The organism is Bradyrhizobium sp. USDA 4353 (assembly GCF_054063215.1).
This window is the reverse complement of record NZ_JBSSGB010000001.1, coordinates 6,596,223-6,615,826: the sequence shown is the minus strand read 5'-3', so window position 1 is coordinate 6,615,826 and position 19,604 is coordinate 6,596,223. Positions and strand designations below refer to the sequence as shown.

At 66.2% G+C, this 19,604-nt stretch carries 12 protein-coding genes; 11 read left to right on the top strand and 1 reads right to left on the bottom strand.

Annotation, left to right across the window (positions count from 1 at the left end; genetic code table 11):
* The first annotated feature begins 94 nt into the window (after positions 1 to 94).
* The 10 genes from ACVILH_RS30005 (at position 95) to ACVILH_RS29960 (ending at position 16,761) form a co-directional block, all read left to right on the top strand.
* Positions 95 to 2,119: a methyl-accepting chemotaxis protein gene (locus ACVILH_RS30005; RefSeq protein ID WP_456716116.1), complete on the top strand. Its 2,025-nt coding sequence runs from the start codon at positions 95 to 97 to the stop codon at positions 2,117 to 2,119.
* Between the two features lie 222 nt (positions 2,120 to 2,341).
* Entirely contained in the window at positions 2,342 to 4,033 is a 1,692-nt protein-coding gene (locus ACVILH_RS30000; RefSeq protein WP_456716115.1) for a methyl-accepting chemotaxis protein, read from the top strand.
* 243 nt (positions 4,034 to 4,276) lie between these two features.
* Positions 4,277 to 5,983: a methyl-accepting chemotaxis protein gene (locus ACVILH_RS29995; RefSeq protein ID WP_456716114.1), complete on the top strand. Its 1,707-nt coding sequence runs from the start codon at positions 4,277 to 4,279 to the stop codon at positions 5,981 to 5,983.
* 274 nt (positions 5,984 to 6,257) lie between these two features.
* A complete protein-coding gene (locus tag ACVILH_RS29990) occupies positions 6,258 to 7,964 on the top strand; it encodes a methyl-accepting chemotaxis protein (RefSeq protein WP_456716113.1) in 1,707 nt (568 codons plus the stop codon).
* 443 nt (positions 7,965 to 8,407) lie between these two features.
* The gene (locus tag ACVILH_RS29985) at positions 8,408 to 10,042 is read left to right on the top strand and encodes a CHASE3 domain-containing protein (RefSeq protein ID WP_456717107.1); all 1,635 of its coding nucleotides are present in this window, start codon (positions 8,408 to 8,410) and stop codon (positions 10,040 to 10,042) included.
* 224 nt (positions 10,043 to 10,266) lie between these two features.
* A complete protein-coding gene (locus tag ACVILH_RS29980) occupies positions 10,267 to 11,943 on the top strand; it encodes a methyl-accepting chemotaxis protein (RefSeq protein ID WP_456716112.1) in 1,677 nt (558 codons plus the stop codon).
* A 241-nt stretch (positions 11,944 to 12,184) separates the two neighbouring features.
* Positions 12,185 to 13,876, top strand: a complete 1,692-nt coding sequence (locus ACVILH_RS29975; RefSeq protein WP_456716111.1) for a methyl-accepting chemotaxis protein — start codon at positions 12,185 to 12,187, stop codon at positions 13,874 to 13,876.
* A 314-nt stretch (positions 13,877 to 14,190) separates the two neighbouring features.
* Positions 14,191 to 15,153, top strand: a complete 963-nt coding sequence (locus ACVILH_RS29970; protein WP_456716110.1) for an MBL fold metallo-hydrolase — start codon at positions 14,191 to 14,193, stop codon at positions 15,151 to 15,153.
* 39 nt (positions 15,154 to 15,192) lie between these two features.
* Positions 15,193 to 16,302: a J domain-containing protein gene (locus ACVILH_RS29965; RefSeq protein ID WP_456716109.1), complete on the top strand. Its 1,110-nt coding sequence runs from the start codon at positions 15,193 to 15,195 to the stop codon at positions 16,300 to 16,302.
* A 120-nt stretch (positions 16,303 to 16,422) separates the two neighbouring features.
* The gene (locus tag ACVILH_RS29960; protein ID WP_456716108.1) at positions 16,423 to 16,761 is read left to right on the top strand and encodes an antibiotic biosynthesis monooxygenase family protein; all 339 of its coding nucleotides are present in this window, start codon (positions 16,423 to 16,425) and stop codon (positions 16,759 to 16,761) included.
* A 27-nt stretch (positions 16,762 to 16,788) separates the two neighbouring features.
* Here ACVILH_RS29960 and ACVILH_RS29955 read toward each other — a convergent pair whose 3' ends face one another.
* Positions 16,789 to 18,303 (bottom strand): acetyl-CoA acetyltransferase, encoded by a 1,515-nt coding sequence (locus ACVILH_RS29955; RefSeq protein ID WP_456716107.1) that lies wholly within the window; start codon positions 18,301 to 18,303, stop codon positions 16,789 to 16,791.
* 182 nt (positions 18,304 to 18,485) lie between these two features.
* Here ACVILH_RS29955 and yghU point away from each other — a divergent pair, with 182 nt between their 5' ends.
* Positions 18,486 to 19,361 (top strand): glutathione-dependent disulfide-bond oxidoreductase, encoded by an 876-nt coding sequence (yghU, locus tag ACVILH_RS29950; RefSeq protein ID WP_456716106.1) that lies wholly within the window; start codon positions 18,486 to 18,488, stop codon positions 19,359 to 19,361.
* Positions 19,362 to 19,604 lie beyond the last annotated feature (243 nt).

The following is a 19,604-nucleotide window of genomic DNA, read 5'->3' as shown; positions in this document are numbered from 1 at the left end:
GCGAGTTCCAATTTGCACTTCTCGAATTGCGCATATTGGCGCCGCGTGTCCCTAAGACGGGATTTGGCAGCGCTTCACCGAGGAAGCGAAAGACATGAAGCTCAATCGTATCGGCTACAAGCTCGGCCTCGCCGGTCTCGTCGGCATGCTGCTGGCGGGCGCCGCGCTGGTCAATCAGCACATGTCGCAAGCCGTGGTCGACGAGGCCACCCGCAATTCGGATCGCCAGCTTGCCATCAGGAAGCTCGCTCTCACCGCGGACGCCGACCTGCGTAGCCTGCAGCTCGCCAATCGCGGCGTGCGGCTCGCGCGCAGCGTGGCCGAGGTCGACAAGCTGCTGGAGGACGAGCACAAGATCGAGGCGAAGATCAAGACCGGACTCGAAACCGCGCAGAACACCGCCGTCCGCCCCGTCAGCAAGGAGCGCTTCGGCAAGATTCTCGCGCTCACGACCGACTACAAGAAGGGTGCCGAAGACATCGCCAGGATGCAGAAGGAGCTGCTCGCGGCGAACGCGCTGCGCGATACGCAGGCTGCCGACTGGAATAAGCAGTTCGATATTCTGATCAAGTCGCCGGCCCTGAAGGCCGCGGCAGATGCCACCGCGCTCGAGCGCGACCTGCACGAGCTGAATGCGACGGGGATGTCGATCCGCTCCAATGCATGGCGCTATCTGGCGACCGGCGACGTCAAGTCCAAGGAGGGCATGATGACGCGCGCCAAGGAGCTCGATCAGGGCTTCGTGGAGATCATGGACCGGGTGCCGCAAGCGGCGAAGCCGAACATCGAGAAGCTGCGCGGTGACCTCAAGGTCTACATTGAATCGTCGAGCAAGGCCGCCGCGCTGGAGGAAGCCAAGACGAAGCTCCTCACCGAGAAGATGTTCCCGGCAGCGGACGAGGCCGGCAAGCTGATGGCGGAAGCCGTGCAGGCGGCCGACAAGTTCTCGAAGGAGGCCAAGGACAATGCCGAGGCCGCGACGGCGAGCGCGACGAAGGTCAACTTCACGCTGTCCGTCGTGCTCGTGCTGGTGCTCGCTGGCTCCGTGACGTTCGGCTTCATGGGCATCTCCCGCCCGATCGTGGCGCTCAACGGCGCGCTGGGCCGCATGGCTTCAGGCGATCTCGACATCCAGATCCCCGGTGCTCATCGCGGCGACGAGGTTGGCGACATGGCCAAGAACGTTGTCGTCATCAGAGAGAATGCCGAGGCCAAGGCGCGCGCCGAGGCCGAGCAGAAGGCGCAGGCAGACGCGATCGCCGCCGAGCAGCGCAAACGCGACATGAATCATTTGGCTGACTCGTTCGAGCGTTCGGTCGGCCAGATCATCGAGACGGTCTCCTCGGCCTCGACCGAGCTGGAGGCGTCCGCGGGCTCACTGACGTCGACCGCTGAACGTTCGCAGCAGATGGCCGTGACCGTTGCGGCAGCCTCCGAGCAGGCCTCGACCAATGTCCAGTCGGTCGCCTCGGCCACCGAGGAGCTGTCGTCCTCGGTCAACGAGATCAGCCGCCAGGTGCAGGAATCGGCCCGCATGGCCACCGAGGCCGTCAGCCAGGCGCGCCAGACCAACGAGCAGGTCAGCGAGTTGTCGAAGGCGGCCGCCCGGATCGGCGACGTCGTCGAGCTGATCAACACCATCGCCGGACAGACCAACCTGCTCGCTCTGAACGCGACCATCGAGGCGGCGCGCGCCGGCGAGGCCGGCAAGGGCTTTGCCGTCGTCGCCACCGAGGTCAAGGCGCTGGCCGAGCAGACCTCCAAGGCGACCGGCGAGATTGGCCAGCAGATCGCGAGCATCCAGGCCGCGACGCAGGAATCGGTGAATGCGATCCGCACCATCTCCGGCACGATCGAGCGGCTGTCGGAGATCTCGTCGACGATCGCGGCCGCCGTGGAGGAGCAGGGTGCTGCGACCCAGGAGATCTCCCGCAACGTCCAGCAGGCCGCGCAGGGCACGCAGCAGGTCTCGTCGAACGTGACCGAGGTGCAGCGCGGCGCCAGCGAGACCGGGACCGCGTCGTCGCAGGTGTTGTCGGCCGCGCAGACCCTGTCGACCGACAGCAACCGCCTCAAGCTCGAAGTCAGCCGCTTCCTGCAGACCGTGCGCGCGGCGTAACCCCAGCGCGGCCGTCCGCCGGTTCACCTTCCGTGCCGACGTGAAAGGCCAGCGGCAAGCCGGTGGCCTCGACGTTTCTGCACGCCGCGCTTCTCAGCGGGGAGGTCTCCGTAATTCTACGCAGACCGGTGTTAACGCAGTTCCCATCCAAGATTCCGTAAGGATGAAACTCATCGTTAAGCATCATTCATTGCGGTCAGCGCCGACCGAGGAGATCGTCCCATGTTCGCCAGCATGTCCATTCGAAGCAAGATCGTGTCAGTGGTCGCGCTGCTTCTCGTCGTTCTGACCGGCATGGGCCTGCTGGCCATCTCCAGCATGCGCGCGATGAACGCCAACGCCGTGGACATCACCACGAACTGGCTGCCGAGCGTTCGTGTTCTCGGCGAGCTCCGGGCTGCCACCATCACCTATCGAAACATCATTCGTGAGCACATGCTGGCGGAAACGTTGGACGAGAAGCTCGCACAGGAAAAGACCGCGGCCGCCACCTTGGAGACGACGGGCAAGGCGGCGAGGACCTATGAGGCGCTGATCAGCCTGCCGGAGGAACGGGCGATCTATCAGCAATGGAAGGCGACCTGGGACCGGTATCTCGCAGGCGGCCAGAAGGTGATGGAGTTGTCGCGCAAGGCGGCCGGCCAGGTCCCTCATGAGGCGCACGAGCTGAACCAGAACACGGTCAACAAGATTGGGCTGGAAGCGGACGAGGTGTTGAGGAAGAGCATCGAGCTGAACAACGGAGGCGCCGACAAGGCCTCCGCCGATGCGGCATCGACCTATTCGACCTCCTTTGCCATGCTCGGAGGGATCAACGCCTTGATGCTGATCGTTGGTGCGCTGGTGAGCTACCTGATGCTGCAGAGCGTCTCGCAGGGGATCGCCTCGATCGTAAAGCCGATGCAGGCGCTAGGCGAGGGCGACCTGTCCGCCGAGATTCCGCATCGTGGTGAGAAGACCGAGATGGGTGCGATGGCCAACGCACTGCAGATCTTCAAGGAGGCTTTGATTGCGAAGAAGGCAGCCGACGAAGCCGCCGCCAAGGACGCAGAGGCGAAGATCGAGCGCGGCCGACGGGTCGATGCGGTGACGCGGCAGTTCGAGGCCGTGGTGGGTGAGATCGTCAACACAGTGTTCACTGCCTCGAGCCAGTTGGAGGCCTCGGCCGGCACCCTGACCACCACGGCCGACCGCTCGCAGCGGCTGGCCACCACCGTCGCGTCCGCGTCGGAAGAAGCCTCGACCAACGTGCAGTCGGTCGCGTCTGCAACGGAAGAGCTGTCCTCGTCGGTCACCGAGATCAGCCGCCAGGTGCAGGAATCAGCGCGCATGGCGAGCGAGGCCGTCACCCAGGCGCGCACAACCAACGATCAGGTCGGTGAGCTCTCGAAAGCGGCCGCCAGGATCGGCGACGTCGTCGAGTTGATCAACACCATCGCAGGGCAGACCAATCTGCTGGCGCTCAATGCCACGATCGAGGCTGCGCGCGCCGGTGAAGCCGGCAAGGGCTTTGCGGTCGTCGCCACCGAGGTCAAGGCGCTGGCCGAGCAGACGTCGAAGGCCACCGGCGAGATCGGGCAGCAGATCTCCGGCATCCAGGCCGCGACGCAGGAATCGGTCAATGCGATCCGGACGATTTCGGGCACGATCGAACGGCTGTCGGAGATCGCGTCCGCCATCGCGGCCGCGGTGGAGGAGCAGGGCGCGGCGACGCAGGAGATCTCGCGCAACGTGCAGCAGGCTGCACAAGGGACGCAGCAGGTCTCGGCAAACATCGCCGACGTGCAGCGCGGCGCGAGCGAGACGGGGTCGGCATCGTCGCAGGTTCTCTCTGCGGCCAAGTCATTGTCGAGCGACAGCAACCGCCTCAAGCTGGAGGTCAGCCGCTTCCTCGAGACGGTCCGCGCCGCATAGTTCGAAGCCTCGGTCCAGACCTGACGGCAGCTCTTCGAGGTTCGGGCGCGCTGGCTGACCGCCGGCGCGCTGCTCCCGTGTTTCTCCGGCCCGGAGTTCCACGGACGAACAAATTAACTCAATTTCGTTTTCGGCTGATCAGAGTCGGCGCACTTCGATGCCGCCATCGACTCGCAATGGGAGTCCTTTCGCAAGGCCGTGATGGTCTCAGGCGGCGTGACATTGCAGCAGACGAGGCCGTCCATGTCGTTTCTGTCCCGCTTCCGGATATTGACGAAGATCCTTTCGATCGTGCTCCTGCTCAGCGCCATGATGGGCGTGCTGAGCTACATTGCGACCGGAGCCATGCGTGATCTCAACGACAATGCCGAGCGCATGGCGCGTGCCGCGCGGCGCTCGATGCTGGCGGCGCGGGCCAACACCAACGTGATGTCGATCGTCGGGGCCGAGTATCGCAGCGCTCTCGATCCCCGCGACGACAACCGCAACGCCGCCCACCGCATCATCGACGAGCAGATGAAGGTGTTCAAGGAGCGCCTCGACGAAGTCGCCAAGACGAGCGATCAGGAAACCCAGGCGCTGCTCGGCGGCGTGCGCGAGGCGTTCGCGGCCTATCAGGGCAGCATCGCCAAGACGATGGCCGTTGTCGAGTCGGCGTCCTCCAACCAGATCAGCGACTCCGCCCAGAAACTGCTCGAGGCCGTCAAGGCCAGCGACGCTGTTGCCGATACGCTCCGGACCAGGATGCGCGCGGTGGCCGAGCGGATGGATCACCGGGTCGAGGAATTGGCGAAGTCGACGGCCGAGGAGTATGTCGAGACATCGCGGGAGATGATGATCATCTCCGGCGTCAGCATCATCGCGGGCCTGCTGATGGGCGGGCTGATCGGTCAGTACGGCATCGCCAAGCCGATGCGGGCGCTGGTGGCGGTGTTGCAGCGGATGGCGAGGGGCGAGGAGGTCGCGATCTCCGGCGAGGGACGCGGCGACGAGATCGGCGAGACGGCGCAGGCCGTCAATGCGATCAAGGTCATGCTGGCCGAGAAGGCGCAGCAGGAGGCCGAGGCCAAGATCGCAATGGACAGGCTGATGGCCGAGAAGCGCCGCGCCGAGATGCACCAGATGGCCGACGGCTTCGAGCAGGCGGTCGGGCAGATCGTCGGCACCGTGTCGCATGCCTCGACCGAGCTGGAAGCGTCGGCGACCTCTCTGAGCTCGACCGCGGCACGCTCGCAGACGCTGGCGACGACGGTCGCCGCGGCGTCCGAGGAAGCCTCGACCAACGTACAGTCGGTCGCCTCGGCCACCGAGGAGATGGCTTCCTCGGTCAACGAGATCAGCCGGCAGGTGCAGGAATCCGCCCGCATGGCCAGCGATGCCGTTCAGCAGGCCAGGCGCACCAATGATCGCGTCGGTGAACTGTCGCAAGCCGCGAGCCGCATCGGCGACGTCGTCGAGCTGATCAATGCGATCGCCGGCCAGACCAACCTCCTGGCGCTGAACGCAACGATCGAGGCGGCCCGTGCCGGCGAAGCAGGCCGCGGCTTCGCGGTCGTGGCCTCCGAGGTGAAGGCGCTGGCGGAGCAGACTGCCAAGGCTACCGGCGAGATCGGCCAGCAGGTCGGCAGCATCCAGGCGGCGACACAAGAGTCCGTCGGCGCCATCCGCGAGATCTCTGGCACCATCGAAAGGCTGTCGGAAATTTCATCGGCGATCGCCGCCGCCGTCGAAGAGCAGGGCGCTGCGACCCAGGAGATCTCGCGCAACATCCAGCAGGCCTCGATCGGCACCCAGCAGGTGTCGGTCAATATCGCCGAGGTGCAGCGCGGCGCGAACGAGACCGGCTCGGCCTCGTCGCAGGTGCTGTCCGCGGCGCAGATGCTGTCGGGCGACAGCAGCCGCCTGAAGCTCGAGGTCGGTCGTTTCCTCGACACCGTGCGCGCGGCCTGACCGGAGAAAGCCGGACTCTTGACGAGGGGCGTCGCTGCCAGCGGCGCCCTTGATTGTTCGTTGCCACCCGTCATGGCGCGGACCGTTTGAACGGCGACCGGATCCTCCGCGGTTTTCCGGGCGGATTTCTACGGCATCAAATCTTAATCAATTTGCGGTGCGCACGACTCAAACTGGCGCGGTTTTCAGATCCGCCAATGATGCCGGACGAGCACTTCGCACACGGTCTCACCGTCCTCGTCTGTTGCATCCGAGAGCTCCGACGAGGTCATCGATGTCGCTCCTGTCTCGCTTCCGTGTTCTCACCAAGATCCTCGCGATCGTGGTGCTGATGGCGGCCGTCGCCGGCACCATCAGCTGGTTCGCGATCACCGCGCTGGAGACGGTGGCGCAAGGCGCGGTTCTCATGAAGTCCGCTGCCAACCGTGCCCTGCTGGCCGCCCGCGCCAATCAGAACGTGATCGCGCTGAACCGTGCCGAATTCCGCGCAGCGCTCGACCCGCGCGACGAAAACCGCGAGGCCGCGTTGAAGGTCGTCGAGGAGCAGCGCAAGCAGTTCGCCGAACGCCTGGAGGAGGTCGCCAAGACCAAGGACGACCAGGCGCGCGCGATGATCCCGGACGTTCGCGTGCTTTATGACGAGTACGTCAAGGGCATGGAGGAGACGTTCCGCGTCATTGCCACCTCCAAGGACATGCAGCTCAACGAGCAGACCGAGAAGATGCGCGATGCCGCGTTGAAGAGCCGCGCGAACTCGGAGAAGCTTCAGTTCAAGATCAGGGATGTCGCCGACCGCCTGAACGCGCGCGTCGAGAACCTCGCCAAGCAGGCCGACGAGCAGTACCAGCAGACCTCGCGGATGCTGATCATGGTTGCGGGTGTCGGCATCGTGCTCGGGCTCGCGCTCGGCTTCGTCATCGGCCAGTACGGCATCGCCAAGCCGATGCGGGCGCTGGTGGCCGTGTTGCAGCGGATGGCCAGGGGCGAGGAGGTCGCGATCTCCGGCGAGGGACGCGGCGACGAGATCGGCGAGACGGCGCAGGCCGTCAATGCGATCAAGGTCATGCTGGCCGAGAAGGCGCAGCAGGAGGCCGAGGCCAAGATCGCGATGGACAAGCTGGTGGCCGAGAAGCGCCGCGCAGAGATGCACCAGATGGCCGACGGCTTCGAGCAGGCGGTCGGGCAGATCGTCGGCACCGTGTCGCATGCCTCGACCGAGCTGGAAGCGTCGGCGACCTCGCTGAGCTCGACCGCGGCACGCTCGCAGACGCTGGCGACCACGGTCGCCGCGGCGTCCGAGGAAGCCTCGACCAACGTACAGTCGGTCGCCTCGGCCACCGAGGAGATGGCCTCCTCGGTCAACGAGATCAGCCGGCAGGTGCAGGAATCCGCCCGCATGGCCAGCGACGCCGTTCAGCAGGCCAGGCGCACCAATGATCGCGTTGGTGAGTTGTCGCAGGCCGCGAGCCGCATCGGCGACGTCGTCGAGCTGATCAATGCGATCGCCGGCCAGACCAACCTCTTGGCGCTGAACGCAACGATCGAGGCAGCCCGCGCCGGCGAAGCAGGCCGCGGCTTTGCGGTCGTGGCCTCCGAGGTGAAGGCGCTGGCGGAGCAGACGGCGAAGGCCACCGGAGAGATCGGCCAGCAGGTCGGCAGCATCCAGGCGGCGACACAAGAGTCCGTCGGCGCCATTCGCGAGATCTCCGGCACCATCGAGAGACTGTCGGAGATTTCGTCGGCGATTGCCGCCGCCGTCGAAGAGCAGGGTGCTGCGACCCAGGAGATCTCGCGCAACATTCAGCAGGCCTCGATCGGCACCCAGCAGGTGTCGGCCAACATCGCCGAGGTGCAGCGCGGCGCCAACGAGACCGGCTCGGCCTCGTCGCAGGTGCTGTCCGCCGCGCAGATGCTGTCGGGCGACAGCAACCGCCTGAAGCTCGAGGTCGGCCGCTTCCTCGACACCGTGCGCGCGGCCTAGCACCGTTCCAGCACCATGATGAGACGCGCAGTCGGCACTGCGCGTCTCATTCATTCCCGTCCGGCCGGAGTCCTACGGTACGGAAAATTAAGATGTCTTTCGTTCGCACCGCAAGACATTCGATTCGTTCGGCTTGAGAAGAAAGCCGGTGCTTGCATGCCAAGCTCATGACATCACTTGGCAATCTGCCCGCGTGCATGTTGCTCGGCTCGCCCCGAGGACCAGTCGCTCGCGCGAGCCAAAGCAGTGGCGCAGCGCTGTCGCGTGGGAACTACTGGCCGAGAAGTTAATCTATGTTTCAATTTGTTCTGACCAATTGAAGCGAAGTTCCGTCCAACTCGCCTCCTGCGTGCGGCAGGAGGTTCAGCCCCGAAGAGAAGAAGAAGATGCTCTCCGTCCTGATGAACATGAAGACGTCGCGCAAGCTCGCCGCCGGCTTCCTGATGACGATCATCGTGTCCGTGGTCGCCAGCCTGATCACGTGGCAGAACCTCTCCACGCTGGCCCAGAACAATGGCTGGACCGTCCATACCTATCAGGTGATCGATCAGACCAAGGCGCTGGTCTCCGCGATGGTCGACGCCGAGACCGGCGTGCGCGGCTTCCTGGTCGGCGGCACCGACAACTTCCTCGAGCCCTACAAGAACTCCGACGTCGCCTTCAAGAAGGCGCTGACCGAGGTGAAGCAGCTGACCTCCGACAATCCGACCCAGCAGCGCCGCTTCGACGAGATCGCGAAGGCCGCTGCCAGCTGGCGCCAGGACGTCGCGGAGAAAGAAATCGCGCTGATGCGCAATCCGCAGACGGTGCAGGAGGCGCGCAACCTCGAAGCCTCCGGCGCCGGCAAGAAGCACATGGACGCTCTCCGCGCCCTGGTGAAGGAAGCCATCGACATGGAAGCATCGCTGCTTCAGACGCGCGCGGACGCCGCGGAAGCCGCGTTGACCTCGTCGAAAACGGCGATCATGACGGGCGGCATCGTGATGGCCCTGATCGCAGTCGTCTCGCTGCTCGTGCTGAATTCCGCGGTCACCCGCGGCATCACCAGCATGACCGCCGCGATGGGCCGTCTCGCCAACAACGATCTCAGCGTCACCATCCCCTATGCCGATCGCCGCGACGAAGTCGGCGACATGGCCAGGGCCGTACAGATCTTCAAGGACAACGCCATCCGCGTCCAGGCGCTCGAGGCCGAGCAGAAGGAGACCGAGCGTCGCCAGGCCGAGAACCGCCGCCGCGACATGATGGACCTCGCCGGCCGCTTCGAGCAGACCGTCGGCGACATCGTCAATGCGGTGTCGACCGCCTCGGGCCGGCTGGAAGGCTCCGCCAACACGCTGCGCCGCTCCGCCGAGCGGGCGCAGGAGCTGACCACCACGGTGAGCTCGGCCTCGGAGCTCGCCTCGAGCAACGTGCAGTCGGTCGCTTCGGCCACCGAGGAGCTGTCCTCGTCGGTCACCGAGATCAGCCGGCAGGTGCAGGAATCGGCGCGCATGGCGAGCGAGGCCGTCAACCAGGCACGGCGCACCAACGACCAGGTGAGCGAGCTGTCCAAGGCCGCCGCCCGCATTGGTGACGTCGTCGAGCTGATCAACACCATTGCCGGCCAGACCAACCTGCTGGCGCTGAACGCCACGATCGAGGCGGCGCGCGCCGGTGAAGCCGGCCGCGGCTTCGCGGTCGTCGCCACCGAGGTCAAGGCGCTGGCCGAGCAGACCTCCAAGGCGACCGGCGAGATCGGCCAGCAGATCTCCGGCATCCAGAGCGCGACCCAGGAATCGGTCGGCGCCATCAAGGAGATCTCGGGCACCATCGAGCGGCTGTCGGAGATCGCCTCGACCATCGCCGCCGCCGTCGAGGAGCAGGGCGCCGCGACCCAGGAGATCTCGCGCAACGTCCAGCACGCCTCGCAGGGCACCAAGGACGTCTCGACCAACATTGTCGAGGTGCAGCGCGGCGCCAACGAGACCGGCTCGGCTTCCTCCGAGGTGCTGTCCGCCGCACAGGCGCTGTCATCCGACAGCAACCGGCTGAAGGCCGAGGTGAGCCGCTTCCTCGACACGGTGCGCGCCGCCTAAGCTCACTCATCTACTGCAAGATACCAGGGCGTAGCCGCAAGGCTGCGCCCTTTTGCTTGGCGCGGTCGTGTCAACGAAGCATGCGTGCAGCGCAGGGGGCCCGTGAAATCCGTACAAGCCGGCCGATCTTTAACTTGCGTTAATTCCAAATCGGCGAGTGTCGACGTCGTTACAACCTTTTGTTCAGGAATACGGAACGTATTGTCGTGCTCAGCAATCTTCGCATGGTTTTCAAGGTCGGCCTCATCGCCCTATTGATGGGCGCGGCGATGATCGGTCTCGCCAGCTACATGTCGCTTCAGATGTCGGCGGTCGATCGCGCCTATACGGACGTCGTCAAGCGGATCGACGCCACCACGGTGCTGCTGGCGCGGACGGGTCGCCGGGCCGAGACCTATCGCGCCTCCGCCTTCGAGCTGGTCGCCGAGACCACCGATGCCGGCAACGCCCGTCTGCTCAAGGCGACGCAGGAGGCGGCGGCGCAGGTGAGGAGCGGGCTGGACAAGATCAGGACCGATCTGCCGGAGAAGGCCGAGCATACCGGCAAGATCATCGAGCTGGTCAATCGTGCCTTCGCGAGCTGCGATCCAGCCATCCAGGTCGCGAGCAAGGCGACGACGTCCGAGCAGAACGCAAAGGCCGCGGAGAAGCTGCGCGCCGAGTGTAGCCCGGTTCTCAACACTGCGATCACCGACTTGCTGAAAGCCGTCAGCGATGTGGTGGCCTTCTCCGAGGCAAAGGCCGCCGAACAGCATGAGGCGGTCACCGCCGATACGCGCACCACGCTCGTCCTGGCTGTTATCGCGACGATCATGGCCATCGGCGCCGCCCTGGTCGTCGGTGTGTTCGGGATCGCCCGGCCGATGCAGGCGCTTGCCGAGGTGCTGCAGCGGATGGCGCGCGGCGAATCCCCGGCGATGGTCGGGCTCGACCGCAAGGACGAGATCGGCGAGACCGCGCGCGCCGTCGAGGGCGTCGGCAATATGCTCGCCGACAGGGCGCGGCAGGAGGCGGAGGCCAAGCTCGCGCAGGATCAGCTCACAGCCCAGCAGCGTCGCGCCGAGATGCAGAAGCTGGCCGACAGCTTCGAGGCCGCGGTGGGCGAGATCATCGAGACGGTGACGTCGGCGTCCACCGAGCTGGAATCCTCGGCAGCGTCGCTGTCGTCGAGCGCCGACCGCTCCAGGCATTTGGCCACCACCGTCGCGGCTGCGTCGGAGGAGGCTTCGACCAACGTGCAGTCGGTGGCGTCGGCGACCGAGCAACTGTCATCCTCTGTCACCGAGATCAGCCGCCAGGTGCAGCAATCCGCGCGGATGGCGGGCGAGGCCGTCGGCCAGGCGCGCTCGACCACCCAACGCGTCGGCGAGCTGTCGAAGGCCGCGACCCGCATCGGCGACGTCGTCGAGCTCATCAACACCATCGCCGGCCAGACCAACTTGCTGGCGCTCAACGCCACCATTGAGGCGGCGCGGGCCGGTGAAGCGGGCCGCGGCTTTGCCGTGGTCGCCTCCGAGGTGAAGGCGCTGGCCGAGCAGACGGCGAAGGCCACCGGCGAGATCGGCCAGCAGATCGGCAGCATCCAGGCGGCGACGCAGGATTCGGTCGGCGCCATCCGCGAGATCTCGGTCACGATCGAGAAGCTGTCGGAGATTTCGTCGACCATCGCCGCCGCCGTCGAGGAGCAGGGCGCGGCGACCCAGGAGATCGCCCGCAACGTTCAGCAGGCGGCCGCGGGCACCGGCGAGGTGTCCTCCAACGTCGCGCATGTGCAGCGCGGCGCCACCGACACCGGCAGCGCCTCGTCGCAGGTGCTGTCGGCCGCGAAGTCGCTCTCGGCCGACAGCACGCGCCTCAAGGCCGAAGTGTCGCGCTTCCTGCAGACGGTGCGCGCCGCCTGATCGGAACGGCGGCCGAGGATTCAGAACGGACGGCGGCAAATACGTTTGCCGCCGTTTCTGCTTGTCGCTGGTGCGGAGATGCAACCTGGAAGCGTTAGCAAGAATAACCGTATTTTCGCGGTTGCGACGTTTTAGCGTAGGTTAATGGACTGAGGAGATAGTCGGCAGATCGATTGCTGAAACATTAGTCATGCCAGTGCCGGCGTGACTCACCCCATCATTGCAGATCGGACTCCGCGCCATGCGCAAGAACCTGCCTGTGACCAACGTCGAATATCCGATCACGGATGACACCCTGATCGTCTCGAAGACCGACGCCAAGGGCAAGCTGACATTCTTCAACGAGGATTTCGTCAAGGCCGCCGGCTTCACCGAGGCGGAGCTGATGGGCCAGCCGCACAACATCGTGCGTCATCCCGACATGCCGCCGGAGGCATTCGACAATCTCTGGAGCACGCTGAAGGCCGGGCGGCCTTGGGTCGGCGCGGTCAAGAACCGTCGCAAGAACGGCGACTATTACTGGGTGCTGGCGACGGCCTCGCCGATCCGCAAGGACGGCCAGGTCGTTGGCTACACCTCGGTGCGCACCAAGCTGCCGTCCGACCAGCGCGCCGAGGCCGAGCAGGTCTATGCCGCCATCCGCGAGAACAAGCCGCATGGCTACAAGATCGAGGACGGCATCGTCCGCCGCCGCTCGGTGTTCGATCATCTCGCGATGTTCAGCGGCAAGATCGCGTCGCGGCTGCGCACCTTGATCGCGCTGCAGACCGTCTTTCTGATCGTGCTCGGCGCGATCTCGTTCGGCGAGGGCGGGCTCGGCGGCATGATTGCCGCGGCGATTGCTGGCGCGGGCATCGTGCTGTGCGGCATGGTCGGCCTGCGCACGATGAACGTCATCGTCGGCCCGCTCGATCATCTCAACGAGACGATGGAGAGCATCACCCAGGGCAAGCTCGACACCCGCATGCACATCGAGCGTGACGACGAGATCGGCCGCGCCTTGCGCAACCTGCAGACCGTGCAGACGATGGTGCGCTTCAATGCGAGGGAGCTGATCGAGCAGGAGCATCGGGCTCAGCGCACGCGCAAGCAGGAGATGTCCGCGCTCGCCGACAGCTTCGAGGGCGCGATCGGCAATATCGTGGATACCGTCTCCTCGGCCTCCGGCCATCTGGAGAGCTCGGCGAACTCGCTGTCGAGCACGGCGCTGCGCGGCCAGGAGCTGTCGACCAGCGTGGCCGCAGCCTCCGAGGAGGCCTCGGCCAACGTCCAGGCCGTCGCCTCCGCAACCGAGGAGCTGACATCCTCGGTCAAGGAGATCAGCCGCCAGGTGCAGGAATCCGCGCGCATCGCCTCTGATGCCGTCGAGCAGGCGCGGCGGACCAACGATCGGGTCGGCGAGCTGTCGAAGGCCGCCACCCGCATCGGCGACGTCGTCGAGCTGATCAACACCATCGCCGGCCAGACCAACCTGCTGGCGCTGAATGCCACCATCGAGGCCGCGCGCGCCGGCGAGGCGGGCCGCGGCTTCGCCGTGGTGGCCTCCGAGGTCAAGGCGCTGGCCGAGCAGACCGCGAAGGCGACCGGCGAGATCGGCCAGCAGATTTCCGGCATCCAGGCCGCGACCAACGAATCCGTCGGCGCCATCCGCGAGATCTCGACGACCATCGAACGGCTGTCCGAGATCGCCGCGACGGTCGCCGCCGCGGTCGAGGAGCAGGGCGCCGCCACCGCCGAGATCTCCCGCAACATCCAGCACGCCGCGACCGGCACGCAGCAGGTCTCGTCGAACATCACCGACGTCCAGCGTGGCGCCAGCGAGACCGGCGAGACGTCGAGCCAGGTGCTCACCGCGGCGCGCCAGCTCTCGGGAGACAGCAACCGCCTCAAGCAGGAGGTCAGCCGCTTCCTCCAGTCGGTCCGCGCGGCCTGATCTCTGTGAGCACGTCGCGTGCGATGGTTGAACGGCGCCTGCTCGGCGCCGTTTTGCTTGGAAGGCAGGCCGTCGACGAAGCTCCATAGCTGCGACCTGTTCGCAGCTTGTTCATCGTGCGGCGGCCTGGAAGGCCACGACTGTGCGTTTTCTGCATCCATTGGCCAGGAAGCTACGGACCGGCCATAAACGCCGCCATCGCGCCATAATCCCGCTAAGGTGCAAAGGTTCCTTGCATCCGAGCTTTGTTCAACCAGCGGTACAAATTATTGGCGGACAATGTGATCGCGTGCGGACCTTCGCGCAGAACCTTGGTGCTGTCGGCCGCCATCGCGGCCGCGGCCTTCGGTCTCGATGCGCCGCTCGCCATTGCCGCCAAGCCGCGCCGCCGCACGGTGGATCCGGAGCGCGGCTTCCGTCGGCTCACCGTCGGCGAGGCCGAGGTGATCGCGCTCTATGACGGCATCTGGGAGAAGCCGCATGAGGCGGGCTTCCTCAGCAATGCCGGCGTCGATGACGTCAAGGCGGCGCTGCGCGCGGCCGGCCTCAGTCCCGCTTTCGTCCCCGTTCCGATCAGCACCTATGTGGTGCGGCTGAAGGGCAAGACCGTGCTGTGCGACGCCGGCGGCGGCGGCCAGGTGCAGGGCTACAATTCCGATTCGATCTTCGTGTCGGGCCGCATGCTGGACAATCTGAAGGCGGCCGGCCTTCGCCCGCAGGACATCGACACCATCCTGATCTCGCATTTCCATCCCGATCATATTTTCGGACTGCTCGGCGAGGACAGCAACGCGCCGGTGTTTCCCCATGCCGAGATCATCGTCGCCGCGGCCGAGTACAAGTTCTGGACCGATCCGACCATGACCAGCCGGCTGCCGCCGTGGCGGCAGGCGCTCGCCCGCCGCATCCAGAGCGTGCTGCCGAGCTGGAAGAACGTGCTGCCGGTCGAGGGCGAGGACGAGGTGGTGCCCGGCATCCATTTCGTCAGCGTGCACGGTCATACGCCTGGACATACCGCCTTTCATCTCAGCTCCGGCCAGGAGCAACTGATGATCTCCGGCGACACGGCCTATGTGCCGGCGCTCAGCCTGCGCCACCCCGAATGGCACGGCGCCTATGACCAGGATGCTCCGGCCGCGGAGGTCAGCCGGCGCAGATTGCTCGACAGGGTGGTCGCAGACGACATGCTGATCTGCGGCTCGCATTTTCCATGGCCCGGGTTTGGCCGGCTCGTTCGCGACGGCGCCCATTATGCGCTCGACATGCTCTCGGCATGATCACGACGCGAGCGCGGAAGGGGGCCGCGAGGCAGATTGATGAAAACGCATTACGAGGTGCTCGGAGTTTCGCCGCGCGCCGATCTCGATACGATCAAGAAGGCGTTCCGGCAGGCCGCCAAGGCGCATCATCCCGATCTCACGGGAGGACGCGATGCCGCGTCCGAGCATCAGCTCAAAATGATCATCATCGCCTACAACGTCCTGCGCGATGCCGGCCGCCGCGCCGAATATGACGAGGGCCTCGCCTCCGAGCGCGCGCGGATCCGCCGCGAGCGCTGGGACGCGGTCCTGCAGTTCACCGCCGCGACCACGGTGCTCAGCGCGATCCTGATCGGGCTGGAGATCCTGCTGTTCCCCTCGCTCGGCGATTGGACGAGTCGTCCGCCCGCGATGCGCTCAGTCACCGTGCAGCCGCCGGCGCCACCTCGCTCCGAGCCGCCGCGCGAGGCCGGCCGTGAAGCGGCCTCAGCCGCCCAGGACGCGACCGGCGCCGTGCTGCCGGTTGCGCCACCAGCGCCTGAAGCAAGCCCGGCGCCGTCGCCGGCGAAGGAGGCATCCGCAGGCCAGCAGGTCTCGCCGGCACAGCCGACCACAGCGGCCGGCTTCGTCAGGCGGGCGCTGGAGCGCAGCCAGCAGGGTGATCTCGACGGCGCCATCGCCGATTTCGACGAGGCCGTCCAGCTCGCGCCGCGCAATGCCGACCTCTACCGTTATCGCGCCCGGGACCTCGGCCGCAGGGGCCGCTGGGACCGCGCCGTGGCGGACTATGAGAAGGCGATCCGGCTCGATCCCAACAATCCGGCGCTGCTGCATGATCGCGCGCTGGCGCTGCAGCAGACCGGCGAGCTCGACGAGGCGCTGGTGGATCTCGATCGCGCGGTGCGCATGAGCTTCAGCGATGCCGAGCTGTACAGCGACCGCGGCGCGGTCTGGCTCGCGAAGGGGCGCTACGACCGCGCGCTCGCCGACTTCAATCAGGCGCTGAAGCTGAATCCGGAGCTGGCGACCGCGGTGGCGCGCCGCGACGATGCGCTCGCACGCAAGCGCGAGCAGGTGCTGGCCGGCGACGGCCGCGCCGTTCCAGTGCCCGCCGAGACCACGGGCACGCTGCCCGAGGATGCGAAGCCCAAGCGCACCGCGCGCTGAGCGGCGTCGGCGTGCGATGGGCGGTAGGACATCCAGAACGCTCCGAGCATCGTTGTGCTCACGCCGATCCGTATGAGCAATCGTAGCTGTGCGGCGCGGTCGGTGATCCCAGGGGTTCTCATGAGCGTTTACGTGTCCGTCACCGGCTTCCGTCCGCATCCCGGGCTGCTCCGCCTGCTGCGCTTCTGGTGGCACACCTCCCGCGCGGTGAGCCAGGCGCGTGGTGCTCCGGGAAACCTGCGCGTCGAGCTGCGCCCTGTCGATGGCATCTATCACACGCTGACGGTATGGCGCGACGAGGCCAGCATGCGCGCTTATGTCAGAAGCGGCGCGCATCGCCGCGCGATGATCGGCTTTCGCGACCTCGGCGGCGGCAAGACTCTCGGCTTCCCGGCCGACGCCGATCCCGGTTGGGACACGGCCTATGCGCGCTGGCAGCGCGAGGCGCGGGAGGTGTGAGTCAGCGGCGATCGGCGCTGGGTGCGCCTAGCTCGCCCGCCACTCCGGCACGCCGTCAGCGGCCATGCTGATCGGACCGAGCGTGGCGACCGGCGTCCGGTCCAGGTCCATCAGCCGCGTCAGCGTCGCCTTGTCCTGTGCCGGCACGCGCGCCAGCGTGCGCGTGTCCTGCTCGGTGCGCAGCATCACTACGCCGTGCTCGACCTCGCCATTGCGATCATACAGCGCCGTGAAGCTCTCGACCTTGCCGTTGCCGGACGCTTCGCTAACGAACTCCGGCGCGGTGCCGCGGTGACGATCGGCCTCTGCCTGCACGCTGACATCATGCGACAGCGACGAGGGCGGCTCGCGCGAGATCACCAGCGCATGATGCTTGGTGACGAAGCCGCCCTGGCCGTAGAGCAGGCCGCGTCTGGCGCCCCCGCCGCGCAGCCGCCGCACCATCGCGCAGGCGGCATGCGTCATATAGGTGTTGAGCGGCGCACCGAAGAAGGTGAGACCTCCTGTCACGGTCGGCTCGACATCGGCGCCGAGCCCGAGCGTCCGCCGCGCCATCTTCGGCACGCAGGGGAAGCAGCTATAGAGTTCGATCACGTCGAACGCCGTGCCCTTGCCGCCGACGAGAGTCATCGCCGCCTGCAGCACGGCATTCTGCGGATGGCTTTCGGCGAACTGATCGCGCGTCAGATAGTCACGCGGATCCTCCGCCGAGGCGCCGCCGAGCGGATAGATCATGCGGTTCTCGGCAACGCCCTCGGCGCGCGCCTTCGCGAGGCTGGTCAGGATCAGCGCGGCGCCCATGTTGACCATGGGATTGGCGACCATCAGCTTGGTGTAGGGCCAGGCGATCGGGCGATTGTCGGCGGACGGCGTGGTGATCTCGTCCGGCGCGAAGTGCCGCTTCAGCCAAGCGTTCGGATTGTAGGCGGCGACCGCCGAGAAGCGCGACCACAACTCGCCGGATTCGGCGAGCGCCTGCCGCGGCGTCTGGCCCCATTTCGCCGCGCTCGCGACCTCGTAGAACGGATAGACCGAGACCGGACGGAACACGCCGAGCTTCACCGCGAGCGGCTTCTGGAACGCCGCGCCGCGCTTGGGCTCTTCGACGTCATGCGCGAACGGCGTCCACGGCAGGGTCACGCCGGCGCGCTCCGCCTTGGTCGCGGTCGACTGCGCCTCCGCGCCGCAGACGATGGCGACGTCGCATTCGCCGCGGGCGATCCGCAGCGCCGCCTCGTGCAGATAGCGGATCGGGCTTTCGCCGCCGACCGGGCCGCAAGTGCAGTGCGCCGGTGTCACGCCGAGCCGCTGCGCGAGCAATTGCTCGGGATCGCGATAGCGCCAGCTCAGGAAGTTGACGACATCGAGCGAGCCGGTGTCTTGAATGAGCTTGGCGCCCGCATCATTTTCCGCGCGACGGATCGCCTGTTCGAGCAGCGCCAGCGGCTCCAGTCCTTCCGTGATCTCCTTGGGCCTGTCGACGATCTCGCCGACGCCGACGATCACGGGAATGCGGTCCGGGGGCAGGGCAGCTGCAGTCATGGGCGTTTCCGAAAAGCGGTCCGTGACGAACCGTCATTGTGGTCTTGTCTTCGTTCTGTCACCGCCGGTTCGACCGCGCAATGCGGAAAATGCCGATGGCATCCGCGCGCGGCATGGCTTCCGCTCGGCGGCATATGCGCCTAAAACCATCGCTCCTTTTGCCGCTCACGCCGGAGTTATTCGTGTCCGAACAGAACAGCTATGTGCCGCCCAAGGTCTGGACCTGGAACAAGGCCAGCGGCGGCCGCTTCGCCAACATCAACCGCCCGATCGCAGGACCGACGCATGAGAAGGAATTGCCTGTCGGCCGTCATCCCTTGCAATTATATTCGCTGGGCACGCCGAACGGCGTGAAGGTCACCGTGATGCTCGAGGAGCTGCTGGCGCTCGGGCATAGCGGCGCTGAGTATGACGCCTGGCTGATCCGCATCGGCGAGGGCGATCAGTTCGGCTCTGGCTTCGTGGCGGTCAATCCGAACTCCAAGATCCCGGCGCTCCTGGACCGCAGCGGACCCGAGCCGATCCGCGTGTTCGAATCCGGTGCGATCCTGGTGTATCTCGCCGAGAAGTTCGGCGCCTTCCTGCCGACCGAGCCGGCCAAGCGCGCCGAATGCCTGTCCTGGCTGTTCTGGCAGATGGGCGCCGCACCCTATCTCGGCGGTGGCTTCGGCCACTTCTACGCCTATGCGCCGACCAAGATCGAATACGCCATCGATCGCTTTGCGATGGAGGTGAAGCGCCAGCTCGACGTGCTCGATCGGCGTCTCGCCGAGAGCGAGTATCTCGCCGGCCCCGACTACACCATCGCCGATATCGCGGTCTGGCCGTGGTACGGCGCGCTCGCCAAGGGCCTGCTCTACGAAGGCGGCGAGTTCCTCTCGGTGCAGGACTACAAGAACGTCCAGCGCTGGACCGACCAGATCGCGCAGCGCGTGCCTGTGAAGCGCGGCCGCATGGTCAACCGCATCTCCGGCGACCCCGCCAGCCAGCTCCACGAACGCCACGATGCCAGCGACTTCGACACAAAGACGCAAGACAAGATCGGGCAGAGCAAGTAGTTGCGCATGTAGGGTGGGCAAAGGCGCGTCGAGGTCGTCATTGTTGCGTAGGAAGGATCGAGCGCGCCGCGCTACCATCGTCCCTCACCGCTATCTCAGTCAACGTGCACTGCGTGATACAGCGCCCTCTCCCCTTGTGGGAGAGGGCATGTTCGGCCCATCCAAGCTCTCCGTTGGGTGAGGGGTATCTCTCCACGAGTGACATTCGTAGAGAGATACCCCTCACCCGACCGACATGACAGC